The 21,215-nt window shown below is 66.7% G+C and carries 18 protein-coding genes; 7 read left to right on the top strand and 11 right to left on the bottom strand.

Going from position 1 to position 21,215, the window contains the following annotated elements:
- Positions 1 to 94 precede the first annotated feature (94 nt).
- Positions 95 to 784: a LuxR C-terminal-related transcriptional regulator gene (locus J2848_RS03280; protein ID WP_042689360.1), complete on the bottom strand. Its 690-nt coding sequence runs from the start codon at positions 782 to 784 to the stop codon at positions 95 to 97.
- Between the two features lie 523 nt (positions 785 to 1,307).
- Here J2848_RS03280 and J2848_RS03275 point away from each other — a divergent pair.
- Positions 1,308 to 1,484, top strand: coding sequence for a hypothetical protein (locus tag J2848_RS03275; RefSeq protein ID WP_170307166.1), 177 nt, complete (start codon positions 1,308 to 1,310; stop codon positions 1,482 to 1,484).
- 90 nt (positions 1,485 to 1,574) lie between these two features.
- Here the strand turns inward: J2848_RS03275 and J2848_RS03270 are convergent, their stop codons facing one another.
- From J2848_RS03270 to hflK, 3 genes are all read right to left on the bottom strand, one after another.
- Positions 1,575 to 3,227 (bottom strand): DegQ family serine endoprotease, encoded by a 1,653-nt coding sequence (locus tag J2848_RS03270; protein WP_246194140.1) that lies wholly within the window; start codon positions 3,225 to 3,227, stop codon positions 1,575 to 1,577.
- 185 nt (positions 3,228 to 3,412) lie between these two features.
- A complete protein-coding gene (hflC, locus tag J2848_RS03265) occupies positions 3,413 to 4,336 on the bottom strand; it encodes a protease modulator HflC (protein ID WP_149233618.1) in 924 nt (307 codons plus the stop codon).
- A gap of 13 nt (positions 4,337 to 4,349) precedes the next feature.
- Positions 4,350 to 5,615, bottom strand: a complete 1,266-nt coding sequence (hflK, locus tag J2848_RS03260) for an FtsH protease activity modulator HflK (protein WP_149233619.1) — start codon at positions 5,613 to 5,615, stop codon at positions 4,350 to 4,352.
- Positions 5,616 to 5,787: 172 nt separating this feature from the next.
- Between hflK and apbC the strand changes: the two genes are divergently transcribed.
- Positions 5,788 to 6,954, top strand: a complete 1,167-nt coding sequence (gene apbC / locus J2848_RS03255; protein ID WP_149233620.1) for an iron-sulfur cluster carrier protein ApbC — start codon at positions 5,788 to 5,790, stop codon at positions 6,952 to 6,954.
- Positions 6,955 to 6,992: 38 nt separating this feature from the next.
- Here the strand turns inward: apbC and J2848_RS03250 are convergent, their stop codons facing one another.
- Both J2848_RS03250 and J2848_RS03245 read right to left on the bottom strand, forming a co-directional pair.
- Positions 6,993 to 8,243: an Hsp70 family protein gene (locus tag J2848_RS03250; RefSeq protein ID WP_149233621.1), complete on the bottom strand. Its 1,251-nt coding sequence runs from the start codon at positions 8,241 to 8,243 to the stop codon at positions 6,993 to 6,995.
- A gap of 104 nt (positions 8,244 to 8,347) precedes the next feature.
- Positions 8,348 to 9,379, bottom strand: coding sequence for an SDR family oxidoreductase (locus J2848_RS03245; protein ID WP_149233622.1), 1,032 nt, complete (start codon positions 9,377 to 9,379; stop codon positions 8,348 to 8,350).
- A 220-nt stretch (positions 9,380 to 9,599) separates the two neighbouring features.
- Here J2848_RS03245 and J2848_RS03240 point away from each other — a divergent pair, with 220 nt between their 5' ends.
- From J2848_RS03240 to J2848_RS03230, 3 genes are read left to right on the top strand one after another with little or no spacing between them, the layout of a single operon-like run.
- Complete coding sequence (locus J2848_RS03240; RefSeq protein ID WP_149233623.1) at positions 9,600 to 9,842, top strand: sulfurtransferase TusA family protein; 243 nt, start codon at positions 9,600 to 9,602, stop codon at positions 9,840 to 9,842.
- Positions 9,843 to 9,889: 47 nt separating this feature from the next.
- On the top strand, positions 9,890 to 11,116 hold the full coding sequence (locus tag J2848_RS03235; protein WP_149233624.1) for a DUF2478 domain-containing protein: 1,227 nt from the start codon (positions 9,890 to 9,892) through the stop codon (positions 11,114 to 11,116).
- A gap of 32 nt (positions 11,117 to 11,148) precedes the next feature.
- Positions 11,149 to 11,475, top strand: a complete 327-nt coding sequence (locus J2848_RS03230) for a DUF1244 domain-containing protein (protein ID WP_149233625.1) — start codon at positions 11,149 to 11,151, stop codon at positions 11,473 to 11,475.
- A 59-nt stretch (positions 11,476 to 11,534) separates the two neighbouring features.
- Here J2848_RS03230 and J2848_RS03225 read toward each other — a convergent pair whose 3' ends face one another.
- On the bottom strand, positions 11,535 to 12,161 hold the full coding sequence (locus tag J2848_RS03225) for a glutathione S-transferase family protein (RefSeq protein ID WP_149233626.1): 627 nt from the start codon (positions 12,159 to 12,161) through the stop codon (positions 11,535 to 11,537).
- Between the two features lie 81 nt (positions 12,162 to 12,242).
- The gene (locus J2848_RS03220; protein ID WP_253568580.1) at positions 12,243 to 12,950 is read right to left on the bottom strand and encodes a substrate-binding periplasmic protein; all 708 of its coding nucleotides are present in this window, start codon (positions 12,948 to 12,950) and stop codon (positions 12,243 to 12,245) included.
- 370 nt (positions 12,951 to 13,320) lie between these two features.
- Here J2848_RS03220 and J2848_RS03215 point away from each other — a divergent pair, with 370 nt between their 5' ends.
- Both J2848_RS03215 and J2848_RS03210 read left to right on the top strand, forming a co-directional pair.
- On the top strand, positions 13,321 to 16,914 hold the full coding sequence (locus tag J2848_RS03215; RefSeq protein ID WP_246194128.1) for a response regulator: 3,594 nt from the start codon (positions 13,321 to 13,323) through the stop codon (positions 16,912 to 16,914).
- A 121-nt stretch (positions 16,915 to 17,035) separates the two neighbouring features.
- Positions 17,036 to 17,956, top strand: a complete 921-nt coding sequence (locus J2848_RS03210) for a response regulator (protein WP_149233627.1) — start codon at positions 17,036 to 17,038, stop codon at positions 17,954 to 17,956.
- On the opposite strand, the gene J2848_RS36090 is transcribed toward J2848_RS03210, so the two are convergent.
- From J2848_RS36090 to J2848_RS03195, 3 genes are all read right to left on the bottom strand, one after another.
- The gene (locus tag J2848_RS36090; RefSeq protein ID WP_149233628.1) at positions 17,919 to 19,103 is read right to left on the bottom strand and encodes a PP2C family protein-serine/threonine phosphatase; all 1,185 of its coding nucleotides are present in this window, start codon (positions 19,101 to 19,103) and stop codon (positions 17,919 to 17,921) included. The two genes, J2848_RS03210 and J2848_RS36090, sit on opposite strands and share 38 nt — an antisense overlap.
- 3 nt (positions 19,104 to 19,106) lie before the next feature.
- Positions 19,107 to 19,412 (bottom strand): STAS domain-containing protein, encoded by a 306-nt coding sequence (locus J2848_RS03200; protein ID WP_149233629.1) that lies wholly within the window; start codon positions 19,410 to 19,412, stop codon positions 19,107 to 19,109.
- 102 nt (positions 19,413 to 19,514) lie between these two features.
- Positions 19,515 to 21,206 (bottom strand): sensor domain-containing diguanylate cyclase, encoded by a 1,692-nt coding sequence (locus J2848_RS03195; RefSeq protein ID WP_246194130.1) that lies wholly within the window; start codon positions 21,204 to 21,206, stop codon positions 19,515 to 19,517.
- Positions 21,207 to 21,215: the final 9 nt, after the last annotated feature.

Below are 21,215 nucleotides of genomic sequence, written 5' to 3'. Positions count from 1 at the left end.
CAGGCGGGCAATTCATGTCATGCAAGGACTGCCTCGTCCCCCCACCTTCCCGCAAGCGGGCAAGGTGGGGTTGGGGCAATGGACAGGCGCGTGGTTACTGGTTCGCCGCAGCGGCAACCACATTGGCACCGGCCAGTTCGCCACCAATTCCGTTGTTCAGCGCCCAGATGGCCGCCTGGGTGCGGTTGGAAGCGTTGATCTTGCGCAGCAGGCTCTTCAGGTGAACCTTCACGGTGGCTTCCGTGATGTTCAGGTGGTTGGCGATCATCTTGTTGCTGTCGCCGTTCAGCAGGCAGCGCAGGATCTGCACCTCACGCTGCGACAGGCCCTTGCGCGACACCGGCATCTCGGTACCGTTGCCATTGACACGGCCGGAGATCAGCAGAGCCGCCAGATGGGTCGGGAACACCTTCTCACCCATCATCACCAGCTTCAGCGACTGGGCCAGCGCGTCGGACGACAGGTCCTTCATCAGGTAGCCGTCGGCACCGGCTTCCAGCGCGTTGGCGAGGCGGCGGGTGCACAGGTCGCTGGTCAGGATGACCATGCGGGTTTCCGGCAGAAAGGCGCGCAGGCGGCGCATCCCGTCCGCTTCCTCGTCACCGCCATTCTGCAGGTCCAGAAGGACCAGCTGCGGCCGCAAGCCGCTTTCAACCGACCCCAGCGCCTCCCGCAGGTTTCCCGCCTCGGCAACGATTTGGAAAGGCGAATCATCGAGCAGGCGCTTCAGCCCCTCGCGAAACAGCTTGTTCGAGTCGATTAGAAAAGCGCGCACTGAGTCCATCGTCCGCTCCCGCGATTTTGGTCGATCGTCATGACGTCGTGGCCAGGATGAAGGCCGTTGTACAGAGGAAGGTCCCGACGCTTTGGCGATTCGGCGATTACCCCTCGATAGCTTCGGCAGGCCGTTATTTAGGGGGAGGTTACCCCCGTGTCGTGTCCTACGGTACCACTCTCCGGAGTTAAAAGAAGAACGCATTGGGCATATGCGCAAAGCCTCTCCAAGATTTCCGGATCCAAAGATATCACAGCAGCGAACATTGTTATGCGCAAAGGCATTAACTGTTTTGTTAACCACCACTTATTTGCGTATGAGAGTATCTCATAAGCAAGTCATGCCGCATTTTTCTCACACCGAGTTGCGCCAACTGCCGCCAGTGGGGTGATGCCATTAGATAACCCGAATGGAGAGGCTGCACTTTCGATATAGAAAAGCTTTCAGCCATCGGCTTAGGCTTGACCCCGCCAAGCCGCTCATGCGCATTTCTGCCGGCTTCCGCATCCGGCGGAAACAGGATGAGGGCGGAATGGGCTGGCAGATCATCGCCGCCGCTATGATCGGCTATCTGATGCTGCTGGGGCGCAGCGCCTGGAAGCAGGGCGAGTTCCGCCAGTATCTACGCAGCCTCGCCATCGTCGCCACCCTGTGCGCCCTGCTGGCCGGCGCCGTTGCGCTGGCAATGCTGCTGGACGGGGCGCAATAAGCGTTCAGCCCCCCGCTCCTCCCACAGTACGCAAACAAAAAGGGCGCCGGTGGTCTCCCGCCGACGCCCTTGTTCCTTTACCGCAGCCAGTCAGCTGAGCGGGATCGCCACGAAGCGCAGGTCGCCCTTGCGGTCGACCAGAAGCAGGACGGACTTCTTGCTCTGCTCCTTGGCCTTCTGGACCTTGGCAGTCACGTCCTCGGGCTTGCGGACCTCTTCCTGGCCGACCTCGATGATGACGTCGCCCGCGCGCAGGCCCTTTTCCGCCGCGGTGGAGTTGCCGGCCACATCGGTGATGACCACGCCCTTCATGTCGGGCTTGATCTCGTACTGCTGGCGCAGTTCCGGGGTAATGGCGGTCAGCTTCATGCCCAGCGATTCGGTCGGCTTCTGCGCCGGGGCCTTGTCCTTCGGCTGCTGCTTCTCGTCCGGACCGGCGGCGAGCAGGCCCTGCTCCTCGGCGGCCTCAAGCTCGCCGACCTTGACCTGGACGGTCTGAGCCTTGCCCTTGCGCCACACCTCGACCGGGACGGCCTTGTCGATGGAGGTCTCGGCGACGACGCGCGGCAGGCGGCGCATCTCGTCGATTTCCTTGCCGTCGAACTTGGTCACCACGTCGCCGGCCTGGATGCCGCCCTTGGCGGCCGGGCCGTCCGGCGTGACGGAGGCGACCAGCGCGCCCTTGTGCCCCCCCGGCAGGCCAAGGCTCTCGGCGATCTCCGGCGTCACCGCCTGGATGCGCACGCCCAGCCAGCCGCGGCGGGTCTTGCCATAGTCCTTCAGCTGCGCCACCACCTGCTTGGCGAGGTTGGACGGAATGGCGAAGCCGATGCCGACCGACCCGCCCGATGGCGAGAAGATGGCGGTGTTGATGCCGATGACCTCGCCGTTCAGGTTGAACATCGGGCCACCGGAATTGCCGCGGTTGATCGAGGCGTCCGTCTGCAGGAAGTCGTCATACGGGCCGGCGTCGATGTTGCGCTGGCGCGCAGAGATGATACCGGCAGTGACCGACCCACCCAGGCCGAACGGGTTGCCGATGGCCAGAACCCAGTCGCCAACGCGCATGGCGTCACTGTCGCCGAAGGGCACGGCGACCAGCGGATGGCTGGTCTTGATCTTCAGCAGGGCAAGATCGGTCTTGCTGTCCTTGCCGACCAGCTCCGCCTTGATGTTGGTGTCGTCCTGCAGGATAACGGTGATCTCGTCGGCGTCCTGAACGACATGGTTGTTGGTGACCACATAGCCGTTCTTGGCGTCGATGATGAAGCCGGATCCCAGCGACGTCGCCTTGCGCTGCGGCTGGTCCTGCTGCTGCTGGCGGTCGAAGAAGTCCTTGAAGAAATCTTCGAAGGGCGAGCCCGGCGGGAATTGCGGGATCTCCGGGCGCTGGCCCTGCGGGCGCTGCGGCGCATTCTGGCTGGTGGAGATGTTGACGACCGCCGGCAGCAGCTTTTCCGCCAGATCGGCGAAGCTGCCGGGCGCGTTGCGGTTCGGCGTCGCCGCCTGGGCCTGGGCCGGCGCGGCGGCGAATCCGCCCATCACCGCGCCGCCGGCCAGGACCGACGTCATGCCCCAGACGATGGCGGCGACCAGCGGCCGGACGCCCGCCTTGCGAGGCCGGGCCTCGGCCACGGCGCCGCGCGTGGCGGGTTCGAAGTTGGGTATGCGAATCAACGTGCTCTCCCTACCAGACGTCCGGCCGATTCCATGGACGGGAGCGGCCGCCCAGTTCTGGGCCATATAGGTGTTGGGCCAAGAGTATGGCCGCAAGATGGCGTGCCGGTCCAGTCGGCACCAGTGGAAATCTTAAGCCCGGGGACTTCTTTCGAACCATTTCTGCGGACCATGGGAGCCGGATATGGCTGCGGCCGGGTCAGGGGCAAACCCGACCCGGCCCCAAGCCTCTTTCATCTTTGGACGCGACCTTACTGCGCCGGGGCCGGCGCAGGTGCCGGAACTGCCGGTGCGGGCGCGCCGCCTCCGGCCTGCGGACCGACGCCGTTGAAGTAGCGGAAGAACTCTCCGGTCGGCGACAGCACCATGGTAGTGTCGTTGCCGTTCAGCGACTTCCGATAGGCTTCGAGCGACCGGTAGAAGCCGTAGAAGCCGGGGTCCTGGGAGGTCGCCTCGGCAATCAGCTTCAGCGCACTGTTGTCGCCTTCGCCGCGCAGGATCTGCGCGTCGCGCTGAGCCTCGGCGATGATGACCGTCCGTTCGCGTTCGGCGCGCGACTTGATCTGCTGCGACTGCTCCTGGCCCTGGGCGCGGGCTTCGGCCGCTTCGCGTTCACGTTCGGACCGCATACGAGCGAAGATCGACTGGCTGGTCTCTTCCGGCAGGTCGGCGCGGCGGATGCGGACGTCGACGATCTCGATGCCGAAGCGCTTGGCCTCGTCGTTCACCTGCCCCTTGATGTCGGTCATGATGCGGGCGCGCTCGTCCGACAGCACGGCCAGCACCGTCACGTTGCCGAGCACGCGGCGCAGCGACGAGTTGACGATGGAGTTCAGGCGGGTTTCGGCCACCGCTTCGGTCCCGGCAGTCTGGTAGAAGCGCAGCGGGTCATGGATGCGGTAGCGGGCGAAGGCATCAACGTCCAGGCGCTTCTGGTCGGCCAGTATGACCTGCTCCACCGGCGGGTCGAGGTCGAGGACACGGCGGTCGAGCAGCCGGACCTCCTGGATGAAGGGGATCTTCACCTTCAGGCCTGGATCCTGGATCACCCGGCGCGGTTCGCCGAATTGCAGGACGAGCGCCTGCTGGGCCTCATTGACGGTGAACAGGGCGGACGACGCGACGACGCCGAGGGCGACGATCGCGATACCGGCGATGGCGAGGGTGCGGTTCATGATGCGATCCTCCTCACTGGCCGGACATTGACGAATTTTGGGAAGAGTTCTGGGGCAGCGAGGACAGCGGCTGCGTCTGCGTACCGGACCGTGCGCCCCCCTGGTTGCTGCTCGGGCTGGCCGGCGCCTGACGCGGCGCCTGCTGCTGCGGGACCGGCGTGGCGTTCGGGGCCAGTTGGTTCAGCGGCAGGTAGGGCACGACATTCTGCGCCGCCCCTTCCACAATGATCTTGTTACGGCCGCGGAGGATCTCCTCCATGGTTTCCAGATACATGCGCTTGGCGGTGACGTCCTTGTTCAGCGCATAGGCCTCGTACACCTTGCGGAAGCGGTCGGCATCGCCCTGCGCCAGGCTGACCACCTGCTCGCGGTAGGCCGACGCTTCCTGCACCAGACGCTCCGCCTCACCGCGGGCACGCGGGATGATATCGTTGCGGTAGGCTTCGGCCTCGTTGCGGGCGCGTTCGCGGTCGGCGCGGGCACGCTGCACGTCGTTGAAGGCGTCGATGACCGGCTGCGGCGGATCGGCCTTCTGCAACTGGACCTGGGTGATCTCGATGCCGGCCTGATACTCGTCCAGCATGGCCTGGAGAAGCTGGCGGGTCGATGTTTCGATCTGCTGGCGGGCCTCGGTCAATGCCGGTTGCAGGTCGGTGCGGCCGATGACCTCGCGCATGGCGCTTTCCGCGGCCTTCTTCACCGTCACTTCCGGTTCGCGGATCTTGAACAGGAAGTTGCCTGCGTCCTTGATGACCCAGAACACCGTGAAGTCGATGTCGATGATGTTCTCGTCGCCGGTCAGCATCAGCGATTCGTCCGGCACGTCGCGGTCGGTGCGCCCGCCGCCGACGGAGGAGCGGTAGCCGACCTCGATCCGGTTGACGCGCGTCACCTTGGGCAGCAGCACAGTCTCGATCGGCGACGGCAGGCGGTAGCGCAGGCCGGGCTGTTCGGTGCGGGTCCACTGGCCGAAGCGCATGACGACGCCCTGCTCGTCCGCCTCGACGCGATAGATGCCACTGGCGAGCCAGATCAGGCCGAGCACGCCGACGACCAACGCAACGCCCCGACCGCTGCCAAAGCCGCCGGGCATGGCGCGACGCAGGCGGTCCTGGCTGCGCCGCAGAAGATCCTCAAGGTCGGGAGGCTGCGGGCCGCCGCCACCGCCGCCGTTTCCCCCGCCCTGGGGACGCCCCCACGGGTTGCCCGGGCCGTTGTTGCCCGGCGGGGGACCCCAGGGGCCGCCACCGCCGCCCCCACCTTGATTGTTCCACGGCATCCGACTCAGTCCCCTTCTGCGATTCGTCCCATCATGTGGAAGCGCAATGGCTTAAGCCCCGCGCATCCCTTTACCGATCTCGTCCGTCGGTCCTATAGTCCCCCATACCCTTCGGCAAGGATTCCACCAACGGATATCCGCCAATATCGGGAAGACAGCGGAGTTTTCAACCATGGCGCAGATCAGCGAAGCTCAAGTCATGCAGGCGCTGAAGACCGTCATCGACCCGGACCGGGGCGGCGACATCGTCAGCTTGGGCATGTTGTCGGGCCTCGTGGTGCGCGACGGGCATGTCGCTTTTTCGATCGAGGTCGACCCCAAACGCGGTGCCCAGGCGGAGCCCCTGCGCCACGCGGCGGAGAAGGCTGTCGACGCCCTGCCCGGTGTCCTTTCGGTCACCGCCGTGCTGACCGCCCATCGCGCGGCGCCGCAGGCCGCGCCGCAGCAGGGCCACTCGCACGGTGGCCACGGCCATTCACACGGGCATTCCCATGGCAGCGCCCCCCAGGCTGCACCACAGAACGATCCGCAGAAACCCCTGGTCCCCGGCGTGAAGGCCATCGTCGCGGTGGCGTCCGGCAAGGGTGGCGTCGGCAAATCGACCACATCCGCCAACCTCGCACTGGCGCTCGCCGCCAACGGGCTGAAGGTCGGGCTGCTCGACGCCGACATCTACGGCCCGTCGATGCCGCGGATGATGGGCATTGCCGGCCGGCCCAACAGCCCCGACGGCAAGCGCCTGGAGCCGATGGAGAATTACGGCGTCAAGGTGATGTCCATGGGCTTCCTGGTGGCCGAGGACACGCCGATGATCTGGCGCGGTCCGATGGTGATGAGCGCGTTGCAGCAGATGCTGCGCGACGTGAATTGGGGCACGCTCGACGTGCTGGTGGTGGACATGCCGCCGGGTACCGGCGACGCCCAGCTGACCATGGCGCAGCAGGTTCCGCTGGCCGGTGCGGTGATCGTCTCGACCCCGCAGGACATCGCCCTGCTGGACGCCCGCAAGGGGCTGAACATGTTCCGCCGCGTCGATGTGCCGGTGTTGGGCATCATCGAGAACATGAGCTATTTCTGCTGCCCCAACTGCGGCCACCGCACCGACATCTTCAGCCACGGCGGCGCCCGCAAGGAAGCCGACGATCTGGGGATGGAGTTCCTGGGCGAGATCCCGCTTCACCTGTCAATCCGTGAGACCTCCGACCAGGGCCAGCCGATCGTGGTGTCGCAGCCGGACTCCGAGCATGCCCAGGCCTACCGCCGGATCGCGACGCGCCTGTGGGAGAAGATCGGCGGCGGCACCGGCGGTCGTGCGGCGCCGCGCATCGTGGTGCAGTGACCAGTCAGGGGTGGGAGGTTACCTCCCACCCCGTCCTTTCAGCCGTACCGGCGCAACGCCTCCACCGTCAGCCCCAGGCCCACGGAACCGAAGATGTTGCCTTCCACCACCCGTGCATCCGGCGCCTCGGCCAGGATCGCCGCGCGGACCTGGGGCAGCAGGGTGGATCCGCCGGTCAGGAACACCGCGTCGATGCGGTCGGCAGTCACCCCGGCGTCGGCCAGACAATCGCGGATGCGGGTTCCGATCCGCGCCGCCAGCGAGCCGGTCGCGCGGTTCAGCGCCCCCCGGTCCACAGCCAGCGCCAGATCGCCATCGCCCCAGTCCAGCGCCAGTTCCGTAGCCTCATGATCGGACAGGGCGATCTTGGTGCGCTCCACCGCCATCGCCAGCGCATGGCCCTGGCGATGCTCGACCACGCCGATCAGGCGTTCGATCTTCTCCGGCTCGGCGGAATCGCGCTGCAGGCGCTCCAACTCGGCCATCGCCTTGGCGGTGTAGAGGAAGTTGATCTTCGACCAGGTCGCCAGATCGAAATAGATGCTCTTCGGCGCCAGCAGCCCGGCGCGCTTCATGGCGCTGCCCAGCCCCAATTCCGGCATGGCGGTGGCAAGGCTGAGGTCGCGGTCGAAATCGGTGCCGCCGACGCGGATGCCGTCGTTGGCCAGGATGTCGCCGGCCCGGTCCGCCTTGCCGCGCCGCGCCGGCCCGATGCGCACGACGGAGAAGTCCGAGGTGCCGCCACCGATATCGGCGATCAGCGCCAGTTCCTCCCCCGCCACCTGCTGCTCGTAATCGAGCGCGGCGGCGATGGGCTCGAACTGGAAGGAGACGTTGCGGAAGCCAGCGGCCCGCGCGATCTGCCCCAGCGTCTCTTCCGCCGCCGCATCGCCGGCCGGGTCGCCGTCGACGAAATGGACCGGACGGCCGACCACCACGTCGCCAAGCTCACCGCCCAGCGCATCCTCCGCCCGCTTCTTCACCAGATCGAGGAAGGTGCCGATCACTGCGCGGAAGCTGATGCGGCCCTTGCGGAGTGCTGTGTCGGCGTCAATCAGGTCGGTGCCGAGCATCGACTTGATCGAACGCATCAGCCGCCCCTCCACCCCCGACACATAACCGTCAATGGCGGCCTGTCCGATGGTGGTCCGGTCATGTTCAAAATCGAAGAACACCGCAGTCGGCAGGGTCGTGCGCGTGCCGTCAAGCGCCAGCAGCCGGAAGCCGTCGGCGTCCTGCACGCCGAGCGTCGTGTTCGAGGTGCCGAAATCGAGCCCGCACGCCGTCATGTCCCGCCTCCTGCCCGGATGACCGATGCGGCCACCTGCCGCACCGGAAAAGGGGCGAGCGTATAACGGCTCCGGACCGAAGGATCAAGCGTGCTGCCGAAGGATCACCAAACGTGGCGCATCCGGCCGTTGCCCAGGGGACGGCTTGCCAGTACCACCGGCAGCAGGAACAGGGTCAGGTTGGTCCAGGAGAAGGGGCGCTTCCGCCCCTCTTCCCTGCCCCGGCCGCGCCCCGGTCGCCGGTCCATCCAGCCGCCGCTGGCCCCCTGATATTCCGGCATTGCGATCAACACCCCGCCCGAGGTGTCGGGGGCCGAGCGGTTCTGAAACATGTCGCGCTCGATGGTGTGGGCCAGCGCCCGTTCGGTCATCTGCGGCGCCATGGCGTTGCCGACGGCGGCAAGGCGTCCCTCGGCGCCGACGAACAGTTCGCGCTGGGGATTGGCCGCCAGCGACAGGATGGCCGCGGCGACCTCCTCCGGCGGATGGATCGGGTTCAGCGGCTTGATCGCCCGGCCGGTGTAGTTGGCGGCATGCTGCCACAGCGGCGTGTCGATGGAAGCCGGCATGACCATGCAGACATGGATGTCCGGCTCGTCCACCAGCTCCTGCCGCAGGGATTCGGAGAAGCCGCGCACGGCGAACTTCGCCGCGGTGTAGGGGGTGGCATAGCGCTGGCCGATGTTGGACACCATCGACGCGGTATTGATGATGATCCCCTCGCCGCGGTCGAGGAAATGGGGCAGCACGGCGCGGCAACCATGGACCATGCCGAAGAAGTCGGTGCGCACCACCTGCTCGAACACCTCGTCGGGGATGTCCTCGAAACGGCCGAAGGCGATGACGCCGGCATTGTTCACCCAGACATCGATACCGCCAAAGGCTTGGACGGCGCGGTCGGCCAGAGCCTGCATCGCGCGCTGGTCGGTCACGTCGGTCGGCACCACCATGGCCCGGCCGCCGGCCTCGATACACTCCTCCGCCACTTCGTGCAATGCAGCCATCCGCCGGGCGGCCAGGACCACCGCCGCCCCCTGGCTGGCGAACTCCAAGGCGGTCGCCCGGCCGATGCCGCTGGAGGCGCCGGTGATGACCACCACCTTGTCGCTCATATCGTCGCCGGGCCGCTTCGCCATGATCGCCGTCCTTTCGTCCAGATTTCTCGGGGCAAGTTTCTCGGGGAAAATTCCTTGCGATTGCGCCGTACAACAGCGCCGGCAGCGGAAAATCGCGGCTCAGGGGAACTCATCGCGCATGCGACCTTTCGGCCGCCGGTATGGAGAAGCGGGCACGAACCCGCTACAGTCATACGTCCTTGTTAAGGAATTCGTCCTCAACCAGTGTGGAGCGGGCGCGGTGCCGGCGAGAGAGCTTGACGTGAAGGGGCTGCATTGCCCGTTGCCCATCCTGCGTACCCGCGCTCTGCTGAACGGGATGGAGGTTGGGGAGGAACTGGTGGTCTATGCGACCGATCCGGCCTCGGTGATCGACTTCAAGCATTTCTGCAACACGACCGACAATGCGCTGCTGTCGCACGAGACCCAGCCGGACGAGGTCCACAAGACGGTCTTCATCTACCGCATCCGCCGCGGCGGCTGAGGCGCCCGTCGCCGCCCGCCTGCCGTCCCGCGAAAGGTCCATCCCCGATGCCGCTCCCCCCCGCCTCCCTTCCGCCACTGCGTCCCGGTGCCGTCATCCATGGGCCGGGGTCCTACGGCGTCGACACGCTGCTGGACGGCTTTTCGGCGGAGCTGAAGCGGCGCGGCTTCCGTATCGGCGGACTGGTGCAGCGCAACCACGGGCCGGGCGACGATTGCGCCGAGCGGATGGAACTGGTGGATATCGCCACCGGCCACGCCTATGACATCACCCAGAAGCTGGGGCGGGAATCGCAGTCCTGCCGCGTCGATCCGACCGGGGTGGCTGAGGCCAGCCAAGCGATCCGCAACGCCGTCTCGTCAGGCGTCGATCTGCTGGTGGTCAACAAGTTCGCCGGGCTGGAATCGCACGGCGACGGCCTGTCGGACGAGATGCTGGCCGCCATTGCCGAAGGCATTCCGGTGCTGACCAGCGTCGGCAGCCGCTACCTCAACGAATGGCAGACCGCGACCGGCGGCTTCTGCGACCTGCTGTCGCCGGTGGCGGACGCCCTGTGGCGCTGGTGGGGTCCGCAGCGGATGTACCAGGATCTCGTCCAGGGTATCACCGACGCCGAGGTGCACCGCGTCGTCACCGGCGATAAATGGGTTCTGGTGGAAACCGACGGCGGACTCGGCGTTGCCGCGCGGCAGGCCCCGGCGGGTGAGGACGATCCGAGGCGCTGGACCTGCCGGTCTTTGCGCGATCTCGCCGCCATGGCCGCTCAGTCTTGGGACCCGCTGGAAATCGCCGTTGGCGTCGCCGCGCTGAATGCGCATTACAACCGGCCCGACCTGACCGGCGTTACCGGCAACGGGTTGGACCTGTTCGCCTCGGTGGAGGGTCGGGTGGTGGTGGTCGGTGGCTTCCCCCAGATTGCCCGCCGCCTGCCGCGCGCCCAGGTGATCGACATGAACCCGCAGGACGGCGAGTATCCGGAAGCTGCCTGCGACTGGCTTCTGCCCGGCGCCGATGCGGTGGCGGTTACCGCCTCGGCCTTCGCCAACCGCACCCTGCCCCGCCTGCTGCGGGTGTCGGCCGGTGCCACGGTGGCGATGATCGGTCCCGGCACGCCGCTGACCCCTCGCCTGTTCGACTACGGCATCCAATCGCTGGCCGGCTTCGTCGCCGTCGATCGCGAAGCGGTGGCGCGCACCATCGCCGGCGGCGGCGGATCGCGCGATTTTCACCCCTATGGCCGGATGGTCACGCTGCACCGGCCACCCCACTCTTAACTGAACAAGAAAACCGGAGGAGTTGAGACCCCATGGCCGATCTGGACCACCAGACCCGCATCGAACTGGAAGCCGCCGCCTTCCGCGGGCTGGTCGAACATCTGCGCAAGCGCACCGACGTGCAGAACATCGACCTGATGAATCTCGCCGGCTTCTGCCGCAACTGCCTGTCGAAATGGTACGCGGCAGCCGCCAAGGAACGTGGCGTCCAACTGTCCGACGAGGACGCCCGTATCGCCGTCTACGGCATGCCCTATTCCGAATGGAAGCAGAAACACCAGAAGGAAGCCACCCCCGAACAGCAGAAGACGTTCGAGGACACCAAGCCACTGCACGCCGAGATCAGCGGGCATCGGTAAGGCGCCACCAAGGCACCATGTCCCCTTCCCACGCTGATGCACGGGAAGGGGGCTCCGCCTCAGGCGTTCACCGAAAAGGGCTGCACCACGGCCTGGAACTCCGCCATTGCCTCGCAGGCGTCGGAATGGGCGGCGAGCGCCGGCCAGCGGGAGCGGTCGAATACCCCGGGGTGGGCCTCGCCGACAAAGCGCAGGGCGCAGCCGGCGGCGATGTCGGCATGGCCGATGCGCTCACCGAACCACCAGGGACCGGGGGCGGCGGCACGGTCGGCCTCCAGCGTGTCGAGAACAGCGCCGATCTGGCCGGTGCAGCGCTCCACCCACAGGTCGGACCGCTCCTTGTGCAGGACGCGTTCGTAGACGAGGCTGACCGCCTTGTCGGCCAATCCGGTCGACAGTGCACATAGCTTCAGCGCCCGGCGGCGGTCCGGCCCCTGACGGGCGATCAGCGCGCGGTCCGGCCCGGCGACCTCGTCCAGATGGTCGAGGATTGCGCCACTTTCGATCAGCGCCTCGCCATCCGCCAGCACCAGCGTCGGCACCCGCTTCAGCGGGTTGAAGCGCGCGACCTCCGCCGCATCGGAGAAGACCGACCAGGGCCGATGCTCGTAAGCCATGCCGTAAAGACGCAGAGCGACGGCGACACGGCGCACGAAGGGCGAGTCATACTGTCCGATCAGGATCATCGGGATTTCCCTGCCGATTGGTGAAAGACGCTATCCATCCTAGACCGGATTTATCCCACCGCCGCATTCGTGCAACGCGGCTCAGTCCCGCGCCACGATCGGGGTCAGGTTGTAAAGGGCGGCGATGCTCTCCAGCCGGCCGTCGGCCTTGATCGCCGAGACGAAGGCGTTGACCCGCTCCAACCACGCGGCATCGCCCGGCACCACCGCATAGGCGTAGGGGGTCGGCTGCACCGGGACGTCCGGCACGATCAGCCGCGCCCAGGGGTGGAAGGCCAGCATGCGCTGTCCATAGGGATAGTCGGTCAGGAAGGCGTCGGCTCGGCCGGATTGCACTTCCTCCTCCCGTTCCTGCGGTCGGTTCACGGCGACGATGCGCGCGGCCTTCATGGCAGAGCGGGCATAGCCGTCCATGTAGGTGTCCTTCTGCACCGCCACGACGTTGCCGGCACGATCCAGATCCTCCCACCGCCGGATGCCGTCATTGGTCTGGCTAGTCACGGCATAGATGCCGCTGCGCAGATAAGGCTGGCTGAAGGCGACATGCTGCGCCCGCGCCGGGGTGGCGCCGATGGCGAACATGCCGACGTCGCAGCGGTCGGCCAACAGGTCCTCAATGAAGCGGGGGAAACTGCTCTCCACCACCGTCAGGCGAACACCCAGATCACCGGCGAAGGCCTGCGCCAGTTCGGCATCCAACCCCTCCAGCGCGCCGGTGCGCGGATTGCGGAACGAAATTGCATAGTAATCGGGCCAAGAGCAGACACGAAGTTGCTTCTGCTCTGCAATTTTCTGAAGTCTCTCGTCCGCCGCAGCGACGGGCGTCGCGAACCCGGCTGATAGAACCGACAGAATTGAGAGGCCAACTGCCCAAAGGACCCGCATCTCCATGTCATACCTTTCGTTAACCAACCACCACTGTTCTTCACATGCTGAGCGCAAGATCGCAAAGCAGCAACGGCATCTTAGCATCGACCGGGCGGAGACAGCAGCGAATGCTTGGCGTACGGTGTGTGCACCTGCTATTGTCTCAGACGCAAACTTCGACCGAGACTCAGGGCTCAGCGCGTTAATTCGACTGTGATCCGATGGCGGAGCGCAATCGTAGGACGGGTTCGGGCTCTTGCAACCCGCGGCTTGGTCGCACCATCACATCTGATTGTCCGGAACGAAAGCCCTGCCCCCGTCTCCAGCCAAAGCGGATCTGAAGGGTCTCTTCGAAAAGCGGGGCGGCGTCATCGCCTTCGCCCTTCTTGCAGTCTTCGCCCTGCTGATCAACCAGGGCCAGCAGCTGATCGCCGCGCGTCAGGCGGCCCTGGACTCGGCCGAGGCCAGCCTCTCCAGCCTTGTCGCTGCGCTGGAGGTGTCGACCACCCGCACGGTACAGTCGGTGGATGTCACCCTGTCCTCCATCATCGATGCGCTGTTGGACGCCAACTGGACCGGGGCGGACGCTTCATCCGATCCCGACCTGATGGCCATGCTGACGGACCGGCTGCGCCGGTCGCCACACCTGCGCGGGCTGACCCTGCTCGACCGCACCGGCCGCGTCATCGCCACCACCGAAGGCGCACACCCCGCCGGCACCTACCTGACGGAACTGGACGTGTTCCGTCTCCAGGCCGCCGGCCAGGGCAGCGGGTTGCTGATCGGCGACCCGCGTCCCGGACGCAGCCTGATCGACCGCACCGCCGGGGGCGAGCGGTCGGGCCGCTGGTTGCTGCCGATGAGCCGCGCCCTGCGCGAGGCCGACGGCACGCTGCAGGCGGTGGTCGTCGCCACCGTCAACCCGGATTACTTCCAGGGCCTGTACCAGGCAGTGCAGGGCGGCACGGGTGCGGGCATCGGCGACCGGATCGCCTTGTACCGCTATGACGGGACCTTGCTGACCGTCCAGCCGCAGACGGCGGGGGAGATCGCCAAATCCTTCGCCGCAACCCCGCTGTTCCGCCATTATCTGCCGCAGGCTGAATATGGCGTGTTCCGCCAATCCGGGACGGATGTCGGGGCCGGCCCGGAAATGCGCATGGTCGCCTACCGGACGACGCCGGTCTGGCCGCTGGTCCTGACGGTCAGCGTACGCGGCGACACCGTGCTGGCGGCATGGCACGAAAATCTTCGGACGGCGTCGCTGCTGTCCGGCGGCATGATCCTGCTGCTGGGCCTGTTCGGTTTGCTGCTGGCCCGCTCCCTTGCAGCGCAGCGCGAACAGGGGAAAGAACTGGAAGAGGCCAACGCCCGCTTGTCCGCCATCGTCGACACCGCGGCGGAAGGCATCGTCACTGCGCGGCCGGACGGCGTGATCGAAGCGGCGAATCCGGCCGCCCATGCCATCTTCCGCTGCGCACCGGGCGAACTCGTCGGCCGATCGGTGGTGGATTTGTTGCCGACGGACAAGCGGGCCAATGCCATCCGCGCGCTGGAGGAGATTGCACGTGGCCGACGCGCCATGGACCCCACCGCCCGCGGCGAGACCATCGCCCTGCGGCCGGCACCGGACGGTGACAGGAACGGGGAGCAAACGGAGAGCTTCCCGCTGGCCTATTCCATGGCGCTGGTGAAGACCGCCGCAGGCCCGCTTTACGCAGCCATCCTGCGCGACCTGACCGAGGAAAAGCGGCTGGAACACACCCTGCGCGACGCCAAGGAGCGGGCGGAGGATGGCCAGCGCATCAAGATGGAATTCCTCGCGACCATGAGTCACGAGATCCGCACGCCGATGAACGGGGTGATCGGCATGGCCGGGCTGCTGCTCGACACACCGATGAAGACGGACCAGCGTGCCTATGCCGAGACGATCCGCGATTCCGCCGAATCACTGCTGGTGATCATCAACGACATCCTCGACTTCTCCAAGATCGATGCCGGCCGGCTGGATCTGGAGATCGGGGAATTCGAACTGGTCCCGATGGTTGAAAGTGTGGCGGAGATCCTGGCGCCGCGCGCCGCGGCCAAGGGGCTGGACCTTGCCAGCTTCGTGCCGACGGAGCTGCGCGGAACCCTGCTGGGCGATGCCGGGCGGCTGCGGCAGATCCTGCTGAACCTCGCCGGCAACGCCGTGAAGTTCACCGACTCCGGCAGCGTCACCATTCTGCTGAGCGAGGAACCGCCGGTTGCCGGCGCTCCGGCCACTGGCAATGCAGGCGATACCGTCTGCGTCCGCTTCGAGGTGCGCGACACCGGCATCGGTATCCCGGAAGAGGAGCGTCCCCGTCTGTTCGCCATGTTCACCCAGGTCGATTCGTCTCCCGCCCGCCGCCATGGCGGCACCGGTCTTGGGCTGGCGATCTGCAAGCGGCTGGCGGAGCTGATGGGCGGCCGGATCGGCGTCGACAGCCAGGCGGGTGCGGGTAGCGTCTTCTGGGTGGCCGTCCCGCTGAAACGCGGTGCCGGCAGCGCCCATCCTCCCGCCCCCATCGGCGATTGGGCCGGGTGCCGCCTGCTTCTGGTCGATGACATCGCCGTCAACCGCGACCTGCTGACCCGGCAGATCGACGGCTTCGGCATCATTGTCGAAACGACGGAAAATGGGGAGCAGGCGCTCGACCGGCTGGTCGCCGCAGTCCGCCTCGGCACTCCCTTCGACGCCGCCATCCTAGACCACCGCATGCCCGGCCTGACCGGTCCGGAGGTGGCGCAACGCATCCGCGCCATCCCTGAACTGGCCGGTATCCGGCTGGCACTCGCCTCCTCGCAGAGGCTGGAGGGGCTGGAGCCGGAACAGGCGCCGGTGGACATCCACCTGCCGAAACCGATCCGCTTCAGCACCCTGTGCCAGTGCCTCGCCCGCCTGCTGGAGCCTCATGCGCTGCCGCTGGCGGGGCCGCCTGCTGCGTCCTGGCTGAACGGTACACCAGGAAGCGGCACGCCGGCAGACAACGTCGTCCCTCTGCCCATCCGTGCCCCAGCAGCCGTGACCGCCGATGCGAAGACTGACCCCGCTCCCGGCAACCAGCCGGAACCGACGCCGCGCGCCCGCGTACTGGTGGCTGAGGATAATCCGGTCAACCAGCAGCTGACGCTCGCCCTGCTGCGCCGCGCCGGTCACAGCGCGGAAGCGGTGTCGAACGGCGAGGAGGCGGTAGAGGCGGTGACCGCCCGGCCCTACGATCTTGTCCTGATGGACGTCCAGATGCCGGTGATGGACGGGCTGACGGCGACGCGGCGGATTCGCCGGTTGTCCGGACCGGTGGCCCGCATTCCCGTCGTGGCGCTGACCGCCAACGCCATGCAAGGCGACGCCGCCATCTGCCTGGAAGCAGGCATGGACGACTATCTGTCTAAGCCGATCAACGCCCGCAAACTGCTGGACACCATTGGCCGCTTCGTCCGCCCGGCCACCGACGAGGGGGGCGAAGCCACCGGGCAGGTTGCCCCACCGCCGCCGAAGGCGGATCCAGAACCCGCCACCGTCAATACGGAGAAGATCGAGGAACTGCGCGACGCCCTGGGCAAGGACGGTTTTGCCCTGCTGCTGGAAACCTTCTTCAGCGACAGCCCGCGGCACCTCGACCTGCTGCGCGCCGCCATCGCACGCGGCGACCGCACCGGCATCGAGCGGGAAGCGCATATCCTGAAGGGCTCAGCCGCCAATGTCGGCTTCGACCGGCTGGCCGCCACCGCCCATTATCTGGTGGCCGCCACCCGACGCGGCGACATCGACGCCCTGACCGCCACCGCCGGCGAACGCGTCGCCGCCGAGCTGTCGATGGCGCGGAAGGCCGCGGCGACGCTGGAGGCGGCGGCCGGCTGATGTCCGCGACTGGCAATGCTGCGACGCAGTGCCGCCGGTGATTGTGCGATCGACACAGTTTCTGTAAAATGTCCGGGATTTCCTGATCCCTCATCCCGAACCTCTGGAGTACACGCCGACCATGGCCGATGCCGTCACCGCACTGGTCGTCGACGACGAGGAAATGACCCGCGCCATCGTCGCCGGCTATCTGTCACGCATCGGCTATCGGACGCTGGAGGCGGAGACCAAGGCGCAGGCTTGGGAGATCCTGTCGACCAGCGGATCGGCGATCCATGTCGTGCTGCTCGACCGACGGCTGACCGACGGCGACGGGCTGGAACTGTACGAGCGGATGAAGCGGGAGCCACATCTGGCCGACATCCCCGTCATCGTCCAGACCATTTCCGACAGCAGTTCCGAAATCGCCGCGGCGATCCGGGCCGGCGTCTTCTATTATCTGATCAAACCCTATGACGGTGCCCTGCTGCGTTCCGTCGTGCGGGCGGCGGAGGAAACGACCGGGCGGCTGAAGAGTCTGCAAGGCGACCTGCGCTCCCGTTCCGACGCGATCGGACTGCTGCGCGACGGGCGTTTCCGCTTCCGCACGCCGCAGGAAGCTCAGAACCTCGCCATCACCCTGTCGTCCGTCGCCGCAACCGCCCACAGCCTGACCTTCGGTCTGTCGGAAATCCTGGTGAACGCGGTCGAGCACGGCAATCTCGGCATCGGCTTCGAAGCCAAAGGCCGATTGAAGGCGAGCGGCATGCTGGCGCGCGAGATCGAAGCGCGGCTGGCCTCCGCCGAGCATTGCGGCAAATATGCCACCTTGCATGTGGAGCGCAGCGACAGCCGGGTGATCTTCACCGTCACTGACATGGGTTTGGGCTTCGATTTCAACCGCTACCTGTCGGTCGACGCCTCGCAGTCGGACGCGACCCATGGCCGCGGCATCGCACTGGCCCGCATGGTCGGTTTCGACCAGCTGACCTATGTCGGCAATGGCAACCGTGTGGTCGGTATCGTCAATCTGGACCGGACGGCGAACGGCCGGTCCGACTGATCCACACCAAAGTCAGGTCGTCGGCCAGCAGCCGGGGCATCGTCGTGAAATAACGGTCGAGCAGACGATCCAGCGGGCGATCCGGCGCGCCGTCGCCAAGACACCGCACCAGATCGGTCACGCCGCCATAGCCGAACATCTCGCCGTCCCATCCACGCGCCTCATACAACGCATCGCTGAACAGGAGCAGGGTGGAGCCGGACGGGAAATCCAGGCAGTGGTTGCGGTATCGCGCGCCACTCGCCACACCCAGGGGCAGACCGCAGCTCGGCCCCACCTCCAGCCGACTGTCCGCGTGGCGGATCAGCGGCCTGGGTGCGCCGGCGGTCGCGTAGACCAGCCGGTCGGCGCCCACATCGACCACGGCATAGATCATCGCGGCGAACTGCGCCTCCGGCAGCAGCCCGACGAGCAGGGCGTTCAGCGCAGCCAGGGTTTCGGCCGGATCATCAGCCGGCAGGTCGGTGCGGGCCAGCAGCGCGTGCAGTCGGAAGGTGTTCAGCGCAGCAGCCACCCCATGACCGGTGAAATCGCACAGGAACAGCCCGAAGCGCTGGTCGTCGAGCGGACGCGCCCCCCACAGGTCGCCGCCCAATTCCGAACTCGATTCGAAATGGCTGTCCAACGTGATGCCGTAACGGCTCTCCAGCAACCGGCAGGCCGTGGCATCGGGCAGCAGCCCAAGCTGCATCTCGCGCGCCAGCGCCATCCGCTGCATGGCACCATGATGGTAGGTGCGCAGGCTGAGGATGACCTCCTGCAGGGAGCGGTCGAGCCGGCGGTTCTCAAGATGCACCGACAGGCGGGCTGACAGCTCCGCCAGGGTCAGCGGGCGAGCCAACAGGTCGCTCGCCCCCGCCTGCATCAGTGCCCGCCGATGGTGACTGCCGGCAAAGCGGCCAAGCACCAGGATCGGCACGTCGCACAGATGTGCCTCCGCCCGCAGTCCCGCCAGCAGACCGGGGCCGAAACCGGGCAACCCGGCATGCAGAAGGAGCAGATGCGGTGCCTCTGCAGCCGCACCGGCCAGCCCGTCCCTATCCACGACCGTGACGTGCCGAATCCCCAGACGGCCCAGGACATCACGCAGCGGCCCGGCCGCCGATGGGCGCGGATGGCCGATGACGACCCGCGGGCTGCCGCTCACCGGCTAGAACTCGCAGGGGATGATGGTGTGGAACTCCGATATCTCGATCAGTTCACGGACCTGGCCGCGCGGATGCTTCAGGCGGAAGGTAACACCTGCCTGCTTGGCAGCGTTGTTCGCCATCACCAGCAGCCCCAGGCCGGCGGAGTCCATGTAATCGACGGCGGACAGGTTGAGGACACAGTCGCCGATGCCGCCCTGCTGCCATTCCGCCAGAATTGTCCGGAAGTCGCCATCGGCCTCGAATGTAATCTGCCCGCGCAGTTCCAGTTCGCGCAGGTTGCCGCTGTCGTGCACCGTGTAGTCCATCGCCGCTTCCCACGTTGCAAGCCGTCATACCGACGCTCCGTCCACGGTGGAGCCCATTCCCGCCCAAGCTAGCAAACGGCGGAACCAACACCAACCGTTCGCTTACATTCCAGGCTCGAACACCGCGACACGGTTGCGTCCCATATGCTTTGCCCGATAAAGCGCGAGGTCGGCCCGGTGGATCGCCCGCTCCAGGGTGTCGGTGGCGCCCTCCAGCCCGGCAATGCCGATGCTGGCGGTCAGGCGGAAGGTGCCGTCCGGTGCCTCGATCGGCATGCGGGCCAGATGGCGGCGCACCCGCTCGGCCACCACGCGGCTTTCGTCGGCCGTCGCCCCGGGCAGGACCACCACGAACTCCTCCCCGCCCAGCCGGCCGAGGATATCATATTCCCGCAGGATGGCCTGACAGCCGGCCGCCACCATCCGCAGCGCATCGTCGCCGGTGGCGTGGCCGAAGGTGTCGTTGATACGCTTGAAGTGGTCGACATCCAGAACGAAGACCGACAACGGCTCGTGGAAGCGATGGGCGCGGGCCAGTTGGGCGCGCGCCATTTCCATGAAGGAACGCCGGTTGTAGATGCCGGTCAGCGGATCCCGCGAGGCCATGTCGCGCAACGCCTCTTCCATGCTACGGCGTTCGGTGTAGTCGTAGATCCAGGCCAGATTGACCGCCGTGCCCTGGATCACCGCCTGATTCACCGTGAACAGGGTCCAGAAGGGCGATCCGTCCGCCCGCTTGAACTGAACCTCCATGTTGGTGACGCCGCTACCGCCGCGCAGCTGCTCCAGCACGCGCAGGCGCTGATGGCTGTCCAGGTAATAGTCGCGGGCGCGGCTGCCGATCAGCTTCTCGCGCGGCAGGCCGATCAGCTCGGCGAAGCGGGTGTTGACGAAGATGATCCGGCCGTCGTCCCGGCGGGACACTGAAACGCCGATCGGGCTCTGCTCCAGGATGGCCTCCAGCCGCTCCTGGCTCGGCCGCGAGTCCCTCAGCTCATGGATGGCGCCGACAATGCCGGCGGGCTTGCCCGATCCATCACGGAAAGCGGCCTTGGTCAGGTTGACCAGGCGCATCGCGCCCTCGGCCGTGCAGATCGGTGTCTCGTACTGGACGCTGCCGTCGCGCTCCAGCAGGGCACGGTCGTGGTCGATATGTTCCTTGGCCCTTTCCGGGGTGGTCAGCGCCAGAGTGGTCCGCCGCAGTATCTCCTCCCGCGCAATTCCGGTCAGGCGCGAGAAGGCACGGTTGACCGCGATGTATTGGCCGGCCACGTCCTTGACGAACAGCGGAACCGGCGACGCCTCCAGCAGGGCATCGACCATCTGCATCTGGTCCGCCGGCATCTCGCCGCAAAGAGCACCATCCTGCACGGAACCGTCCCGCACAGCACCTTGGTCAGCATGGACCTGCCGGTACAGCGAATCGACGTCGGTCACCGTCACCAGCCGCAACCCGTCCATCTCGTGCCCGGCTTCCACACCGGAACGGGGCATGGGCCAGGGCGTCACCGCCACCGTCACCCAGCGGGCGGAGCCATCGTTCCGCAGCACCCGGTGCGCCGGCGCCGGATCGGCAACCAGTCCGCCGCCATCGCAGCTGTCCAGCCCGAACTCGCACAGGCTCCGCCCCGGCAAGCCGCCGGCTTCGCAGCCCAGCAGCTCATGCAGAACCGGATTCGCATGATGGATGATCCCTGAAGCTGCAACGACGCACACTCCGACCGGAAGACGATCGAGGATCGAGAACGCGCCATCGTGTCCGTCATGCGCATCGCGGCTTGAGATCATTGCCATGCAACCCGG

It is taken from the genome of Azospirillum lipoferum (genome assembly GCF_024170005.1).
Classification (GTDB): domain Bacteria; phylum Pseudomonadota; class Alphaproteobacteria; order Azospirillales; family Azospirillaceae; genus Azospirillum; species Azospirillum lipoferum.
Note: the sequence above shows the minus strand (reverse complement) of the source record. Positions and strands in the feature narration are given on the sequence as shown.